The sequence below is a fragment of the Pseudohoeflea suaedae genome (assembly GCF_004354915.1).
Taxonomy (GTDB): Bacteria; Pseudomonadota; Alphaproteobacteria; order Rhizobiales; family Rhizobiaceae; genus Pseudohoeflea; species Pseudohoeflea suaedae.
Genome location: NZ_SMSI01000001.1, coordinates 1,975,050 through 1,988,999, shown reverse-complemented (window position 1 = coordinate 1,988,999; position 13,950 = coordinate 1,975,050). Strand labels below are relative to the sequence as shown.

Here is a 13,950-nt window from a genome sequence, read left to right as displayed (position 1 = left end):
GGGCGCTTGCGAGCGCTGCTGAAAGCGGCACAATGGCGACAAAAGCCATGGGAGGAATTCATGCCGGGGCTCTATTTCGAAGATTTTTCACCGGGCCGCGAGTTTCGGCACGAACTGCGCCGGACGATCACCGAAGCCGACAACATGCTGTTTTCCAACATGACGTTGAACCCGCAGCCATTGCATATCGACTTCGATTTCGCCTCCAGGACCGAATGGGGCAAGCCGCTGGTCAACTCGATCTTCACGCTCGGACTGATGATCGGGATTTCCGTCGGCGAAACGACGCTGGGCACCACCGTGGCCAATCTCGGGATGACCGACGTCACCTTCCCCCACCCGCTGTTTCACGGCGATACGGTGCATGTGACCACGAAGGTGGTGTCGATGCGGGAATCGCGCTCCAGGCCCGATCGCGGCATCGTCGAGTTCGAGCATCTGGCCTATAATCAGGACGAGGTTCTGGTGGCGCGCTGCATCCGCCAGGCGATGATGAAGAAGCGGCCTGCATGATGTTGCGTTCTCTCCTCTTCGTACCGGCAGATTCGGAAAAGAAGCTCGCCAAGGTATCCGCCTCGGAGGCGGATGCGGTGATTCTCGACCTCGAGGATTCCGTCTCAGCCGCCCGCAAGGCAGAGGCCCGCTCCATGCTCGCGGCGTTTTTCCGCTCCCTTCAGCCCGCCGGGACATGTCCGCGCCTGATCGTGCGCGTCAACGCGCTCGATACCGGATTGACCGATGACGACCTTAAAATCGTCGTGCCTCTCAAACCGAGCGCCATCCTTCTGCCGAAGGCCGGCAATGGCGCGGAGCTGCAGGATATCTCAGCGCGTATCGCGGTTCTGGAAGCGGAAAGCGATATCGAGGACGGCTCGATCAGGCTTCATGCCCTAATGACCGAGACGGCCGGGGGGCTGCTCAATGCCGCGACCTTTTCGGGAAAGACGGGACGGCTGGAGGCGCTCGCCTGGGGCGGCGAGGATCTGGCAGCCGCAATAGGCGCAAGCTCCAACCGGGACGAAGCCGGTTCCTATACCGAAGTGTTCCGGCTGGCCCGCTCGCTGACACTGCTGACCGCGGCCGACGCTGGCGTGGAAGCCATCGACACGGTGTTTACGGACTACAAGGATGAGGCCGGTCTCGCGAGGGAATGCGCAGCCGCCGTCCGCGACGGATTTTCCGGCAAGATGGCGATCCATCCGGCCCAGGTGCCCATCATCAACGCCGCCTTCACACCGCCGCCGGGCGATGTGGAGCGCGCCAAGACCATCATCCAGCTTTTCGCGGATGCCGGACGCGATGCGGGCGTGCTCTCACTCGACGGAAAGATGATAGACCGGCCACACCTTCGTCAGGCCGAACGGATCGTGCGTCGCGCGGGGCTCGACCCGACGTCGCTCTAGGACTTTTCAGCGTCGGCCCAGCGGGGACGGAACATCTGGAACAGGTCCGCTGAATCCGTATAGTCCATATAGCCGAGGCGCCCCACCGGATTGGCGACCGACATGTCGACCATGCCGTCCTTGAGAACATCGTCGCGAATTCGAACGCCAAGCACCTGCCCGAAGACCAGCCAGTTGCTCGCCGCCTCCCCGTCCAGCCCCCTGGGGCGCATGATTTCGGTGACCCGGCATTCGAGCGCTGCCCAGGCCTTCGCGACATAGGGCGCATCGACCAGTTCGGCCTCGGCCATTTCGAGGCCCGCATAGACGAATTCGCTCTCGCCATAGGGCGCGTCCACTGCCGTCCTGTTCATCGCCTCGGTCAGATCGCGGGATACGAGGCTGGCGGTGAAGACGCCGGTCTCTTCGCAATTGCGCAACGTGTCCTTCCGCCCGAACGACGAGAACATCACCATGGGAGGCTTGGCGGAGACGGCATTGAAGTAGGAATACGGCGCAAGGTTCACCGATCCGTCGGACCCTCGCGTGCCGATCCAGCCGATCGGCCGGGGCGCGACGAGCGCCTTGAAGGGATCGTGCGGCAGCCCGTGCGGTTCGCCGGCCTTATAGAACATCGGTTTCGCCCGAAAAGGTTACGATGTCGGCGAGTTCCGGACGCGCGCGCTCCGTCGGCGGCACCTGCGCGGTGCCGATATGGATGAAGCCGGCGACCTGCTCTTCCTCCTTCACCCCGAGGATCGGATAGACCGCCTTGTCGAAGGCATACCACTCGGTGATCCAGTTCGACGAATAGCCTATCGCATTGGCTGCCATGATGAGGTTGAGACAGACGGCACCCGCGCTCAACTGCTGTTCCCAGACCGGGATCTTGACGTGCGGCGCGGCGGTGGACACGACACCGATCACCAGCGGCGCGCGCGTGAACCGGGTTTCCTCGACCTTGCGCATTTCGTCCGAGATGTCCGGCTTGTTGGCGATCGCGACCTCGGAGAGTTCGCGCGACACCCGTTCGCGCTCTTCACCGCGATAGACGATGAAGCGCCAGGGGGCCAGCTTGCCGTGATCGGGAACCCGGCGCGCAAGCGTCAGCATCTCGATGATTTCCTCGGTCGACGGACCGGGCTCTCCCATCTGGAAAGAGGGAATGGAACGGCGGACTTCGAGATAGGACTTGAGTGCTGTGTTGGCGGTCATGGTCTTCACTTCCCTGACTTCGAGGCGTATCTGGATATGTGGCGGACGATCCCGCGTCTGACCGGGGTAAAGTCTTGAAATCGCCATAACGATCGTGCTTTGAAGTGACGGTATGAAGATTGGAAGTCAACCGCATATGAGTCCGTTTCGCATCCTCTGCCGCCAGCCGGCATCCAGCCTTGCGGCAATGGTGGTTCTGACGGCCATGACGGGTTCGGCTCTCGCGCAAGGCGTTCAGGGTTTCGCCTCGAACCCGGATGACGATCTGCACCTTCCCAACCTCAACAATTTCGCTCCGACGTCGCCCGGACCCGAGACGGGACTGAGTACGCGCAGCGTCGTGATGGAAGCGGTTCTCGGCGAGGACGGCGAGCCTGTACAGCAGGGACTGACCTGGCGTGTCTTTCAGCCGATTCCGGGAACCGACGGGAAGCTGCCGCTGCTCGCGTCTTCGGAAGGCGGCTCGACGTCCTTCGATCTGTCCCCGGGCGACTATTTCATCCACGTTTCCTTCGGCCGCGCCGGCGTGACCAAGAAGCTTTCGATCCCGCGCACAGGCCCGGTGGAGAAGCAGCGGCTGGTTCTCAATGCCGGGGGCCTCGTGCTCAACGCCGTCTCCGGAAACGGCGTGCGCATCGTCCCCTCGGAACTGAGCTTCAAGATCTATCAGGCCAACGGTGAAAGCCCGGATTTCGAGCAGCAACTGGTGCTCGACGACGTCAAGCCGAACACGATCGTGCGGCTGAATGCCGGGACCTATCATATCGTCTCGGACTACGGCGACAACAACGCCGTCATCCGCTCCGACATCCGCGTGGAGACCGGCAAGCTGACCGAGGCCGTCATCCAGCACCGGGCCGCGGAACTGACGCTGAAACTCGTATCGGAAGAAGGCGGCGAGGCCATTGCCGATACGGCGTGGTCGATCCTGACATCCGGTGGCGACGTGGTCTCCGAGACCGTGGGCGCCTTCCCGCGGATCGTCCTGGCGGAAGGCCAGTACACGGCAATCGCGCGAAACAAGAACCAGACCTATTCACGCGATTTCGACGTGGTCGCCGGACATAATGCCGATGTCGAGGTTCTGCTGAAATAAGGCTCAGCCGGCGAGCCGTATTTCCGGCATCGCACGCTTGAATACCGCCTGCTGGAGTTCGGCAAGCAGTGCCTTCCTGTCCGAAATCCCGGCCAGATCCTCGGCGCGCATCACCTCACCCACGTCGGCGATGATCCTGGTGCCGCTCAAGCGCCGAAACTCGCGGATCAGAAGCGAGGTGCGCAGGGTCATCGACACCCGCGAGGCGAGATGAAACAGCCTGCCGTTCTGGCCGTGAAAATGAACGGGCAGCACATGGGCGCGGGCCGCCTGGACAAGGCGAGCGGGAAACATTTTCCAGGGCAGGTCCTCGGCCTGGCCAAAACCCTTCGGCGCGGTCGCCACCCCGCCCGCCGGGAAAATCACGATGGTCACGCCTTCCGCCAGAAGCCGCATGGCCTCCTTGCGCGTGCGCATGTTCACTTCCATGGCCTCGCGGTTCTCGTCAAAACTGACCGGAAGCGCGTAGTCAGCCATTTCCGGCACCCGCATCAGGTCGTTGTGCATGAGCACGCGGAACGGTCGACCGAGCGATTCGGCCAGAGACAGAACGGCGATTCCGTCGCCGATCCCGAAGGGGTGGTTGGCAATGATGACGAGCGGACCTTCCGGCAGGTCGGCGACCGGCCAGTTGCCGCGCAGGTCGAAACGAACATCGATCAGTTCGAGCATCCGGCCGAAGATTCGATCGCGCGTCGGCGCGATCTCCCGTCGCCAGACATCATAGAGTTCGGCATAGTGATCACGACCGGACAGGTTCTCGATCGACCGGATGACCCATTGCGTCAGACGCGGCTGGGCGGAGTTGGCGTAGGAAAGATGTTCGAATCGCATGACAATGTGACCGCGCGTTGATGTGGTCACCAAAAATACCAAAGCTCACATGTCAGCCATGTGACAGCCTCGCCGCACCTTCAGGAGAAAACCGATGCCGAACACGATCGCAAAGAACGGAGACCTGATCTGTCTGCAGCCCGGTGGCGGGCGCCACTATGCGATGGGCAGGCTCTCGGCCGTCTTCAAGGCGGACGAGGACGAAACCGGAAGCGGCTACTCGATTTCCGAGTGGATCATCGAACCCGGGCAGGCGGGCATGGGCGCGCATCATCACGACGCGAACGACGAGATCTTCTACGTGCTGCAGGGCGAACCGGAGATCCTGACAGGCGAGACATGGCGCACCTTTGCACCCGGGTCATTCCTGAGAATTCCCGCCGGCATGACCCATGACTTCCGCAACAACGGGGACCAGCCGGCGAAACTTCTGAATATCTTCATCCCCGGCGGTTTCGAGAGAAACATGCCGGGGATCGTCAAGTGGTTCGAGGAAAACCCCGATCAGGCTTGAGACTTGCGGGCCGCGCGCGCCAGTTCCTTGCGCACGAGATCCGGCGGGGTGGCTTCCCTCGACAGCGCTTCCACAACCTCGTCGAGGGTGTAGGAGGTCTGGTCGCGGCTGCCGAGCCGGCGCATGTTGACCGTGCGCTCCTCGGCTTCGCGCTTGCCGATGACGAGAATCACAGGAACCTTGGTCACCGAGTGCTCGCGGACCTTGTAGTTGATCTTCTCGTTGCGGAAATCGGTTTCCACATGAAGACCGGCATCGCGCAAGGCTTCGGCCACCTCGCTGCCGTACTCGTCCGCATCCGAGGTGATGGTCGCGACGACCACCTGCAGCGGTGCGAACCAGAGCGGCATGTGACCGGCGAAGTTCTCGATCAGGATGCCGAGGAAGCGTTCCATCGAACCGCAGATGGCGCGGTGGATCATCACCGGCTGGCGCTTTTCGGAATCCTTGTCGATGTAGAAGGCGCCAAAGCGTTCCGGCAGGTTGAAGTCCACCTGCGTGGTGCCGCACTGCCATTCACGGCCGATCGCATCGCGCAGGGTATATTCGAACTTCGGACCGTAGAATGCGCCCTCGCCTTCGAGCACGCCGGTCTTGATGCGGCCGCCCGACTGTTCCTCGATGGTCTTGAGCACGTCCATCATGACGCTTTCGGCGCGATCCCAGAGCGCATCGGTGCCGACGCGCTTCTCCGGACGGGTGGAAAGCTTGACGACCACCTGCTCGAAGCCGAAATCCTCGTAGACCGAGAGGATCAGATCGTTGATGCGCAGGCACTCGGCGGCCAGCTGCTCGTCGGTGCAGAAGACGTGCGCATCATCCTGGGTGAAGCCGCGCACGCGCATCAGACCGTGCAGGGCACCGGACGGTTCATAGCGATGTACGTTGCCAAATTCTGCAAGTCTTATTGGTAGATCGCGGTAAGACTTCAACCCATGCTTGAATATCTGCACGTGTCCCGGACAGTTCATCGGCTTGATGGCGAAGATGCGGTGATCGGCTTCTTCATCGTCCGGATGGGTGAAGGCATGGGCGCTTTTCACCGCGAACATGTTTTCCTGGTACCAGCCCCAGTGACCGGATGTTTCCCACAGGCTCTTGTCGAGGATCTGCGGCGCGTTGACCTCCTCGTAGACGCCGTTCAGACGCCTGCGCATGTAGGACACGAGTGTCTGGAACATGCGCCAGCCCTTGGAATGCCAGAAGACGACGCCCGGCCCCTCTTCCTGGAAATGGAACAGATCCATCTCGCGGCCAAGCCGGCGGTGGTCGCGCTTCTCGGCTTCCTCGATCATGTGGAGATAGGCGTCGAGTTCTGCCTGTTCGGCCCAGGCGGTACCATAGATGCGGGTCAGCATCGGCCTGGTGGAATCGCCTCGCCAATAGGCGCCCGCCACCGTCATCAGCTTGAAGGCGTTGCCGATACGGCCGGTCGAATCCATATGCGGCCCGCGACACAGGTCGAACCAGTCGCCCTGCTTGTAGATGCGGATGGTCTGGTCCTCGGGAATGGCGTCGACGAGCTCGACCTTGTAGTCCTCACCCATCTCGGCAAAGACCTCCCTGGCCTTGTTGCGCTGCCAGATTTCCTTGGTGAAGGGCTGGTTGCGGGCAATGATCTCGCGCATCTTCTTTTCGATCACAGGAAGATCTTCCGGCGTGAACGGCCAGTCTTCCTTCGTGTCCGGATGAACGCGCTTGAAATCGTAGTAGAAACCGTTCTCGATCACCGGACCGATCGTCACCTGTGTGCCCGGCCACAATTCCTGAACGGCTTCGGCCATCACGTGGGCCGCATCGTGGCGGATGAGTTCGAGGGCGCGCGGATCGGTGCGGGTGACGATCTCGATCGCGCCGGAGCGGACCGGATCAGCCAGATCGGTCAGTTCACCGTCGATGGCGATGGCCACGGCCTTCTTGGCAAGCGATTTGGAAATCGACTCGGCGACATCGCGGCCGGTCGTGCCGGCGGGAAATTCGCGCTTGGAGCCATCGGGAAATGCGAGGGAAACAGCATCAGCCATGCTTTCTCTCCTATCCAGTCCCGCCAACGAATGCGGGTGGTTGATCGGAAGGGTTATTTGGGCCCGCGTCTTAGGCGATTTGGGGGAAAGCCGCAACCTTCGAAAGACGAAGCCTGGTCTTTCCCGTCCTCTTTCAAGAAGCCCGTCACCTGGGGCGGCAAGCGCTTGAGAGTGTCTGCGAAAGCTAGCGAAACTCACTGGAGACGCGATGGCCGACGGCGTGGCAATAGGCCCTCACATCACTTTAGACGCGGAGTTCTCGATAGGACTATTCGGCCGTGAATTGCTTACCAGTTGCATTCTCCATCACACCTGTAAGCTGCTTTGCCAGCATGGCCGAAATCAGTTCTTCCATTAATGAAAGATCGACTGAATCTTTTTCCAGAGACTGATCAGCAGCCTCAAGAGCGTCGAAATACGGCTGCCGGTTGTCCACTATCTGATCAGGAATGGTATGAGTACCAGGAAGTAAAATTCGTGACCTCACACACAATACGAGATAGGACAACATGCGGGATGTTCGCCCATTCCCATCACTGAACGGATGGATCCAGTTTAACCTCCACATTACATAAGATGACAAATGAATGGCTGTTTTACTTTCCCAGTTGTCATTGACGTAATCACACAACTCTTCTATCAGCTCAGGAACCAAATGCGCGTCAACTGGCTCGTGCCTGCTGCCTTCAATTGCAACGCTTGAAGGGCGAAAATTTCCTGCGTAACTGCTAATGCCCCTGAGAGCTTCTCGATGCAGAGCCAAAAAGGCAGAAACGCGCAATTTCCAATTTGATCCCTTTTCGATCGCATCGACGATCATGTGACAAGCTAAATCGAACTGAAGCAGTCCATTTCTTGCTTCAGCTTCGGCCCTTAGCTGAGGATCTTTGATTAACTCAGCATCAGCAGCCACACTGTGACGCCGCCCCTCTTCGGGCATCAATCGTTTTCCCCTTTCGCCATCTCATCAGCAATGCGATCAACCATCTCGCGAGTTATCCGCGAATTCTCGAAATGAGTATTCCCATAGGCGAAACTGCGTCGCTGGACTTCCAGATCCTGCTTGCTTTGCGGAACTTTACTCGCAGCCTCCAACAAGCTCTTAAGTGACTCATTCATGTTGCACTCCCTTTTTAGCCCATAAAACTGAATTCCAATCTCATGGCAACCTCGCCAAGAGGTAATCGCATCTAATTGCGCCAAGCTTGTGAATGCGCTCCGAAAATAAAACGAAATGCGGACCGCTTGCCTGCCCGAAAGACTCTCAACGCGTCCTTGACACGCGCCAGAAGCGCCAGGGCGTGAAGGCGGAGAGATCGTCATCGAGTTTTTCCGGCACCGGATCGAAGCCATGGGTTCCGCCGGGTCCGCAGCGCATGAAACGGAACAGCGCCATCCAGCCGCCTTTCCACAGACCATGCCGGGCGACGGCCTCATAGCCGTATTCCGAGCAGGTCGGGGCATGGCGGCAGGTATTGCCGACGAAGCCGGACAGTGTGAGCTGGTAGAAGCGAATGATTCCGGTCCCGAGAAGGCGGCCGGGCGTCCTGCGCCAGGGTCCGCAGTAGTTCCGGCCCGCCATATCGCTCACTCCGGCTTCGGGACCGGCGATGTCATCACGCCGCCTGCCCGCGCTTTTCGGCGATCTGATCGAGGCAATCGACAACGGCGTCGAACGTCAGCATCGTGGAAGCGTGGCGGGCGCGATAGTCGCGTACGGGCTCGAGAAATTTCAGGTCCGCGAATCGCCCTTCGGGCGCCGGGCCGTTTTCCTTGAGCATGGCGAGCATCGTCCGGCGCAGGTCGCGCAACTCCTCTGCGCTGGCGCCGATGATGTTGCGGGCCATGATCGAGGAGGATGCCTGGCCGAGCGCGCAGGCCTTCACGTCATGGGCGAAATCGGAAACCGTGTCGCCGTCCATCTTGACCCATACCTTGACCTTCGAGCCGCACAATTTGGAGTGGGCAGAAGCCTCCGCATCGGCGTCGTCAAGCTGACCGATGCGCGGGATATTACCTGCAAAGTCAAGGATTTTGGCGTTGTAGACGTCATCGATCATGGTTCGAAATCCGTTCGAGGGGCCGATCCAGCAGGCGTTCACCGTACCCTGTTTCCGCATCTCGACGCGGCGGGCCACACTGCCTATATAGTGTCACGAACCGAGCGGTGAAAGTCAGCAGATGGCTTGATCGTTATCGGAGATGTAAACATTGCCAGGGAAACCGTGCCGGAAGGCGTCTTGCGCCTGAAAGCCCCGGAGCCCGCCAAGCCCTCTCCAGACAAGCGGAAAGGGTCGTTGTGCGTGTGGTCCGAAATACCCGAAAAGAAGTGGGACTGACCACGGAGATGACCATGGACGCTTTTGCGAAGCGCAACGATAAACTGCAATCAGACATTGAACGGCCGAGCCGGCAGGAAGCAGAGGATGCAGTCCGCACCCTCCTCCGCTTCATCGGAGAGGACGTCGACCGCGAAGGGCTTCTCGACACGCCGAAACGGGTGGTGAAGGCTTATAGCGAGATGTTCGGCGGGTACGACAAGGATCCCGAAGACGCGCTGGGCCGCACCTTCGAAGAAGTCGCCGGCTACGACGACATCGTCCTCGTCCGCGACATCCCGTTCCACTCGCATTGCGAACACCACATGGTGCCGATCATCGGCAAGGCGCATGTGGCCTATCTGCCCGACGGCAAGGTTCTGGGGCTCTCGAAGATCGCCCGTGTCGTGGACATTTTCGCAAATCGCCTGCAGACACAGGAAGCGCTGACCGCACAGGTGGCGCATGCGATCCACAACACGCTGCGACCACTGGGCGTGGCAGTGATGATCGAGGCCGAGCACATGTGCATGGCGATGCGCGGCATCCGCAAGCAAGGCTCGACAACGCTGACGACGACCTTTACCGGTCAGTTCAAGGGTGATGCCGCAGCACAGGCGCGCTTCATTTCCATGATCAGAGACCGGGGCTGATCTCCGCTCCGAACACGGACCAAACGATGGCACTGGAATTTTCAGCCCCGTTCCCCGACAAGACCGAACAGGATGAAGGCGAGGTTCTCGCGCCGCGCTTCAATTCCGATGGTCTCGTGACGGCAGTGACCGTGGACGCCGGCGACGGAACGGTTCTGATGCTCGCGCACATGAATGCCGAGGCCCTGAGCCTTTCGATCGAGACCGGCGTGGCGCACTATTTCAGCCGTTCGCGCAACGCCCTGTGGAAGAAGGGCGAGACGTCCGGCAACCTGCAGGAGATCGAGGAGATCCTGGTCGATTGCGACCAGGATGCGGTGGTATTGAAGGTACGCGTCAAGGGGCATGACGCGAGCTGCCACACCGGACGTCGCAGCTGTTTCTACCGGTCGGTGAAGCTTGAAAACGGGACAGCCAGTCTCGTCAAAAAAGATCGAAAGGTTTTTGAACCCGAAGAGGTCTACAAACGTTAACATCCGGCGTGAGGCCGGATTACGGGACACCCGCTTAACGGATCATCAACCACGCCGGGTGTGAAATGCCCGATCATGCATGGCGCATCGGCGAAAGGATGCCTCGAATGCTGAATTGGGTCACGAATACGCAGTCACCATCTGCCGATCCCCTCGGCACCGAAGCCATGACCGTTGCCCCTCCGACACCTCGCAGATCAGAAAAGCTGCCCGTCGCGCTCGCGCTCGGGGGCGGCGCTGCGCGCGGCTGGGCCCATATCGGCGTCCTTCGCGCTCTCGATGAGGCCGATATCGAAATCTCGATGATCGCCGGAACGTCGATCGGCGCCCTCGTGGGGGGAACCTACCTCGCCGGACGTCTCGACGAGCTGGAGGACTTTGCCCGCTCTCTCACCATGCGCCGGATCGCCGGTCTTCTCGATTTCGCAATCGGCGGCGGTGGCCTTCTGGGCGGCATGCGTCTCAACGATCGCATGCAGCAGCACATGAAGGGCATCGACATCGAGGAACTGCACAAGCCTTTCGTGGCCGTTGCGACGGAGATCACGACCGGACACGAGGTCTGGATCAATTCGGGCTCGCTGATCACGGCGATGCGCGCGTCCTATGCGTTGCCGGGCATTTTCGAGCCCGTCTGCTGCAACAATCGCACGCTGATGGACGGCGCTCTGGTCAATCCGGTGCCGGTTACCGTCTGCCGCGCCTTCGAGCAGCCCCATGTCATTGCCGTGAACCTTCATTACGACCTGTATGGCCGCTCGGCGGTGGTGAAGCACACCGCTCGAGATGCCGGACCCGAGTTGATCAGCGCCACCGACCGAAAGTCGGCGCGCAAGTCGCGCCTCGGCGTGACCGGCAACATGGTTCAGGCCTTCAACATCATCCAGGACCGCATCTCACGCGCGCGCCTGGCCGGCGACCCGCCGGATCTGTCGCTGATGCCCCGGCTTGCGGATATCGGCCTTTCGGAATTCCATCGCGCCGCGGAAGCCATCGACCGGGGCTATGAGGAAACCATGGCCAAGATCAGCGAAATCAAGCGGATGCAGGAAGCCTTCGTTCCCGCCGCATCCGGCTGACATCAACTCGCTATATAGGCCTTGATGTTCTCCGCCTCGCGCTCGACTTCCTCGATGCGCCTGCGCACCACGTCACCGATCGAGATGATGCCGACAAGCGTTCCGTTCTCCGTCACCGGCAGGTGACGGAACCGTTCATGCGTCATCGTCTCCATGGCCTGGTGGATCGTATAGCTTTCGCCGCAGGTCACCACGTCACGCGTCATGATGGACGAAACCGGCTGATCGAGACCTTCCGTCCCGCTGGAAGCGAGGCAGCGCACGATGTCGCGCTCCGAGAGAATGCCGGCGATTGACGTCCCGTCATCACTGACGATGACCGCACCGATCTTGTTTTCAGCGAGAAAACGGGATGCACCGAGCACGCTGATGCTCGAATGCACGGTTATGACCTTGTGGCCCTTCTCGTCCAGGATCTGCTTGACCGTCATGCTCTTCTCCTCCGCAGCGATGTCACGGCATTTCGGCCGCGCCATCATACGCGGCCGGAACGTCATGGTGCTCCGAATCGGCATGACAGGCAAGTCTCGCACGCTGGCACCCGCCTGCCGTAACCGGGAGCAGCCCGGTCGTGTCAGCCCCGAACCCGCGCGCCGTCTTCCCGATAGGGATCGAAATAATCGAAGCAGAAGAAGCCGAACAGGAAGCCGCCCACATGGGCTTCCCAGGCGATCGCCACCTCGCCCGCTCCCGGCGCAACGCCGAATCCGGCGAGCAGGTTGATGCCGAACCAGATGATAAGAAAGGTGAAGGCGGAGCGGTTGGCAAGCGTCTGGCCAAGCGTCAAACGCGGATTGAGATGCGAGTTTTTCGAGATGAAACCGCCGCGCTGGGAAAAGGCAAAACGTATCGCCGCCGCCATGAGCGCGGAAATCACGCCCGAAGCGCCGACCATCACGATGACCTCGCCGACGTGCAACAGCCCGAAGAACAGGGCCGAAGCCATGGAAGACGCGATCCAGAACAGGATGAAACGCAAGGTCCCGATGCGCCGCGCCACGACCGCGCCAAAGGCTGCGAGCCAGACCGAATTGAGTATGAGATGCATCCAGCCGCCATGGAGCAGCGAATAGGTTACCGGTGACCAGAGCCAGCTTCCATCAACCGGGCCGTTATAACGCGCGGGTATGAACGCGGCCTGCAGCAGGAGCCAGGTATCGACCTGGTGGCTGATGACGTAGCTGCGCAGCGCTTCGATCCCGGCCATGACGGCGATCACCAGGACGATGATACCTGGAAGGTTGAATACCGGCTCGCGAACCGGCGGCTCGGACATCACGTCTTCTTCGGGTTGTGGATGGCTATCGGGACTGGTCATTTCATTCCATCTCGAGGCGCCCGTCGCCGGGCATGTCAAACGGCCGGCGGCCACCGGCTTTCCGTCACGCTTACATAATGGGGCGTCCAAACAAAACAACGTCCGCCACGCCTTTGCCTGAACGGCACAAAAAAGGCCGCTCGCCTGTTGGCGAACGGCCTGCCGGACATCCCCGTCCAAATTTGTGCCGAAGCAACGCTTCATGAAGCAATGATCCGATGATGGATGAGTCTCTGCCCGAAGGCAACCGAAGCACCCTGTTAACCTTAACAGGCCGATTGCGGCACGGCTTTCGCTTGGTACCGGTCAGGTGCGCGAAACAGACCGAAACCGTATCGAAACGGCACAGAAAGAATGGCCGGAGGCCACATGAGACATCCGAATTCGATCAACCTGTTAACTTACTGGAACGCCAAGCGCGGAAAACGCCCCTTCCCCGCTCGGCGCGACATCGAGCCTGCCGACATTTCGAAATATCTGCCGCATGTGCTGATAGGTGAGCTCGGCCATGACGGAACGTGGTGTTTCCGACTGGCGGGCACGGCCCTCTGCGCACTAGCCGGTCAGGAACTCAAGGGCCTGCCCATCGCCGGCCTGTGGCTCGCCGAAGGCCGGCGCAACTTCTCGAGCATCCTGAAGGCCGCCCAGGAAGGCGCACCGGCGATATTGTCGCTCGACGGGCTCTCGCAGGGCGGACGCGTGCTACAGGCCGAAGCGGTCTTCATGCCGCTTGCGGCCGGAGATCCACGAGGCGCCATGACCTGCGACCGGATATTCGGCGCGATCTCGGTCTTCGATACTCCGTACTGGGTCGGAAGCGACGCGCTGCAGGGCTTTTCCACGACGGGCTTCAAACTGTTCGATCCGGCGCGGCCCAATCCCTTTCTCGTCAATCGTCCGGAGATCGCGATGCCGGCCCTGCCCGATGCAACCAAGAGAAAGCGCAACATCCGTGGCTTTTCACGAAGAAACCTCATCCTTATCGACGGCGGACGAAAGGAATAACGACGCTCAACGCCCTGTGCCGAGAGGATAATTTCGCCA

18 protein-coding genes are annotated in these 13,950 nt (G+C 60.6%); 8 read left to right on the top strand and 10 right to left on the bottom strand.

Features of this window, described 5'->3' with window-relative positions; translation table 11 throughout:
- The first annotated feature begins 60 nt into the window (after positions 1–60).
- Positions 61–513, top strand: coding sequence for a MaoC family dehydratase (locus E2A64_RS09415; protein ID WP_133284092.1), 453 nt, complete (start codon positions 61–63; stop codon positions 511–513).
- Positions 510–1,403, top strand: coding sequence for an HpcH/HpaI aldolase/citrate lyase family protein (locus tag E2A64_RS09410; protein ID WP_133284091.1), 894 nt, complete (start codon positions 510–512; stop codon positions 1,401–1,403). Before E2A64_RS09415 ends, E2A64_RS09410 begins: the two co-directional genes overlap by 4 nt.
- On the opposite strand, the gene E2A64_RS09405 is transcribed toward E2A64_RS09410, so the two are convergent.
- On the bottom strand, positions 1,400–2,017 hold the full coding sequence (locus E2A64_RS09405) for a flavin reductase family protein (protein ID WP_133284090.1): 618 nt from the start codon (positions 2,015–2,017) through the stop codon (positions 1,400–1,402). The genes E2A64_RS09410 and E2A64_RS09405 overlap by 4 nt on opposite strands.
- Positions 2,007–2,597, bottom strand: coding sequence for a nitroreductase family protein (locus tag E2A64_RS09400; protein WP_133284089.1), 591 nt, complete (start codon positions 2,595–2,597; stop codon positions 2,007–2,009). Before E2A64_RS09400 ends, E2A64_RS09405 begins: the two co-directional genes overlap by 11 nt.
- 136 nt (positions 2,598–2,733) lie before the next feature.
- On the opposite strand from E2A64_RS09400, the gene E2A64_RS09395 reads away from it, so the two are divergent.
- Positions 2,734–3,693 carry a hypothetical protein gene (locus E2A64_RS09395; RefSeq protein WP_174235757.1) on the top strand — a complete coding sequence of 320 codons (960 nt, stop codon included), beginning with the start codon at positions 2,734–2,736 and terminating at the stop codon, positions 3,691–3,693.
- Positions 3,694–3,696: 3 nt separating this feature from the next.
- Here the strand turns inward: E2A64_RS09395 and E2A64_RS09390 are convergent, their stop codons facing one another.
- A complete protein-coding gene (locus E2A64_RS09390; protein WP_133284088.1) occupies positions 3,697–4,527 on the bottom strand; it encodes a lysophospholipid acyltransferase family protein in 831 nt (276 codons plus the stop codon).
- 94 nt (positions 4,528–4,621) lie between these two features.
- On the opposite strand from E2A64_RS09390, the gene E2A64_RS09385 reads away from it, so the two are divergent.
- Positions 4,622–5,041 carry a cupin domain-containing protein gene (locus E2A64_RS09385; protein WP_133284087.1) on the top strand — a complete coding sequence of 140 codons (420 nt, stop codon included), beginning with the start codon at positions 4,622–4,624 and terminating at the stop codon, positions 5,039–5,041.
- Here the strand turns inward: E2A64_RS09385 and thrS are convergent.
- From thrS to E2A64_RS09360, 5 genes are all read right to left on the bottom strand, one after another.
- Positions 5,032–7,065, bottom strand: coding sequence for a threonine--tRNA ligase (thrS, locus tag E2A64_RS09380; protein ID WP_133284086.1), 2,034 nt, complete (start codon positions 7,063–7,065; stop codon positions 5,032–5,034). The genes E2A64_RS09385 and thrS overlap by 10 nt on opposite strands.
- A gap of 268 nt (positions 7,066–7,333) precedes the next feature.
- Complete coding sequence (locus tag E2A64_RS09375; RefSeq protein ID WP_133284085.1) at positions 7,334–8,005, bottom strand: Fic family protein; 672 nt, start codon at positions 8,003–8,005, stop codon at positions 7,334–7,336.
- Positions 8,005–8,184, bottom strand: coding sequence for a hypothetical protein (locus E2A64_RS09370; protein WP_133284084.1), 180 nt, complete (start codon positions 8,182–8,184; stop codon positions 8,005–8,007). Before E2A64_RS09370 ends, E2A64_RS09375 begins: the two co-directional genes overlap by 1 nt.
- 145 nt (positions 8,185–8,329) lie before the next feature.
- On the bottom strand, positions 8,330–8,647 hold the full coding sequence (yidD, locus tag E2A64_RS09365; protein ID WP_133284338.1) for a membrane protein insertion efficiency factor YidD: 318 nt from the start codon (positions 8,645–8,647) through the stop codon (positions 8,330–8,332).
- A gap of 34 nt (positions 8,648–8,681) precedes the next feature.
- A complete protein-coding gene (locus tag E2A64_RS09360; RefSeq protein ID WP_133284083.1) occupies positions 8,682–9,125 on the bottom strand; it encodes an iron-sulfur cluster assembly scaffold protein in 444 nt (147 codons plus the stop codon).
- A 293-nt stretch (positions 9,126–9,418) separates the two neighbouring features.
- On the opposite strand from E2A64_RS09360, the gene folE reads away from it, so the two are divergent.
- From folE to E2A64_RS09345, 3 genes are all read left to right on the top strand, one after another.
- Positions 9,419–10,036, top strand: coding sequence for a GTP cyclohydrolase I FolE (gene folE / locus E2A64_RS09355; protein ID WP_133284082.1), 618 nt, complete (start codon positions 9,419–9,421; stop codon positions 10,034–10,036).
- 26 nt (positions 10,037–10,062) lie between these two features.
- Positions 10,063–10,509 (top strand): phosphoribosyl-AMP cyclohydrolase, encoded by a 447-nt coding sequence (gene hisI, locus E2A64_RS09350; protein ID WP_133284081.1) that lies wholly within the window; start codon positions 10,063–10,065, stop codon positions 10,507–10,509.
- Positions 10,510–10,616: 107 nt separating this feature from the next.
- A complete protein-coding gene (locus E2A64_RS09345; RefSeq protein WP_133284080.1) occupies positions 10,617–11,588 on the top strand; it encodes a patatin-like phospholipase family protein in 972 nt (323 codons plus the stop codon).
- 2 nt (positions 11,589–11,590) lie between these two features.
- On the opposite strand, the gene E2A64_RS09340 is transcribed toward E2A64_RS09345, so the two are convergent.
- A complete protein-coding gene (locus E2A64_RS09340) occupies positions 11,591–12,019 on the bottom strand; it encodes a CBS domain-containing protein (protein WP_133284079.1) in 429 nt (142 codons plus the stop codon).
- A 143-nt stretch (positions 12,020–12,162) separates the two neighbouring features.
- The gene (locus tag E2A64_RS09335; protein ID WP_244598199.1) at positions 12,163–12,906 is read right to left on the bottom strand and encodes a rhomboid family intramembrane serine protease; all 744 of its coding nucleotides are present in this window, start codon (positions 12,904–12,906) and stop codon (positions 12,163–12,165) included.
- A gap of 369 nt (positions 12,907–13,275) precedes the next feature.
- On the opposite strand from E2A64_RS09335, the gene E2A64_RS09330 reads away from it, so the two are divergent.
- Positions 13,276–13,911 carry a PAS domain-containing protein gene (locus E2A64_RS09330; RefSeq protein ID WP_158285723.1) on the top strand — a complete coding sequence of 212 codons (636 nt, stop codon included), beginning with the start codon at positions 13,276–13,278 and terminating at the stop codon, positions 13,909–13,911.
- Positions 13,912–13,950: the final 39 nt, after the last annotated feature.

Bases quoted from the DNA above. Each gene is read 5' to 3' on its own strand.
- hisI (WP_133284081.1), top strand. From the start codon at position 10,063: ATGGCACTGGAATTTTCAGCCCCGTTCCCCGACAAGACCGAACAGGAT.
- E2A64_RS09415 (WP_133284092.1), top strand. From the start codon at position 61: ATGCCGGGGCTCTATTTCGAAGATTTTTCACCGGGCCGCGAGTTTCGG.
- E2A64_RS09360 (WP_133284083.1), bottom strand. From the start codon at position 9,125: ATGATCGATGACGTCTACAACGCCAAAATCCTTGACTTTGCAGGTAAT.
- folE (WP_133284082.1), top strand. From the start codon at position 9,419: ATGGACGCTTTTGCGAAGCGCAACGATAAACTGCAATCAGACATTGAA.
- E2A64_RS09335 (WP_244598199.1), bottom strand. From the start codon at position 12,906: ATGACCAGTCCCGATAGCCATCCACAACCCGAAGAAGACGTGATGTCC.
- E2A64_RS09370 (WP_133284084.1), bottom strand. From the start codon at position 8,184: ATGAATGAGTCACTTAAGAGCTTGTTGGAGGCTGCGAGTAAAGTTCCG.
- E2A64_RS09345 (WP_133284080.1), top strand. From the start codon at position 10,617: ATGCTGAATTGGGTCACGAATACGCAGTCACCATCTGCCGATCCCCTC.
- E2A64_RS09385 (WP_133284087.1), top strand. From the start codon at position 4,622: ATGCCGAACACGATCGCAAAGAACGGAGACCTGATCTGTCTGCAGCCC.
- E2A64_RS09330 (WP_158285723.1), top strand. From the start codon at position 13,276: ATGAGACATCCGAATTCGATCAACCTGTTAACTTACTGGAACGCCAAG.
- thrS (WP_133284086.1), bottom strand. From the start codon at position 7,065: ATGGCTGATGCTGTTTCCCTCGCATTTCCCGATGGCTCCAAGCGCGAA.
- yidD (WP_133284338.1), bottom strand. From the start codon at position 8,647: ATGGCGGGCCGGAACTACTGCGGACCCTGGCGCAGGACGCCCGGCCGC.
- E2A64_RS09410 (WP_133284091.1), top strand. From the start codon at position 510: ATGATGTTGCGTTCTCTCCTCTTCGTACCGGCAGATTCGGAAAAGAAG.
- E2A64_RS09375 (WP_133284085.1), bottom strand. From the start codon at position 8,005: ATGCCCGAAGAGGGGCGGCGTCACAGTGTGGCTGCTGATGCTGAGTTA.
- E2A64_RS09340 (WP_133284079.1), bottom strand. From the start codon at position 12,019: ATGACGGTCAAGCAGATCCTGGACGAGAAGGGCCACAAGGTCATAACC.
- E2A64_RS09395 (WP_174235757.1), top strand. From the start codon at position 2,734: ATGAGTCCGTTTCGCATCCTCTGCCGCCAGCCGGCATCCAGCCTTGCG.
- E2A64_RS09400 (WP_133284089.1), bottom strand. From the start codon at position 2,597: ATGACCGCCAACACAGCACTCAAGTCCTATCTCGAAGTCCGCCGTTCC.
- E2A64_RS09405 (WP_133284090.1), bottom strand. From the start codon at position 2,017: ATGTTCTATAAGGCCGGCGAACCGCACGGGCTGCCGCACGATCCCTTC.
- E2A64_RS09390 (WP_133284088.1), bottom strand. From the start codon at position 4,527: ATGCGATTCGAACATCTTTCCTACGCCAACTCCGCCCAGCCGCGTCTG.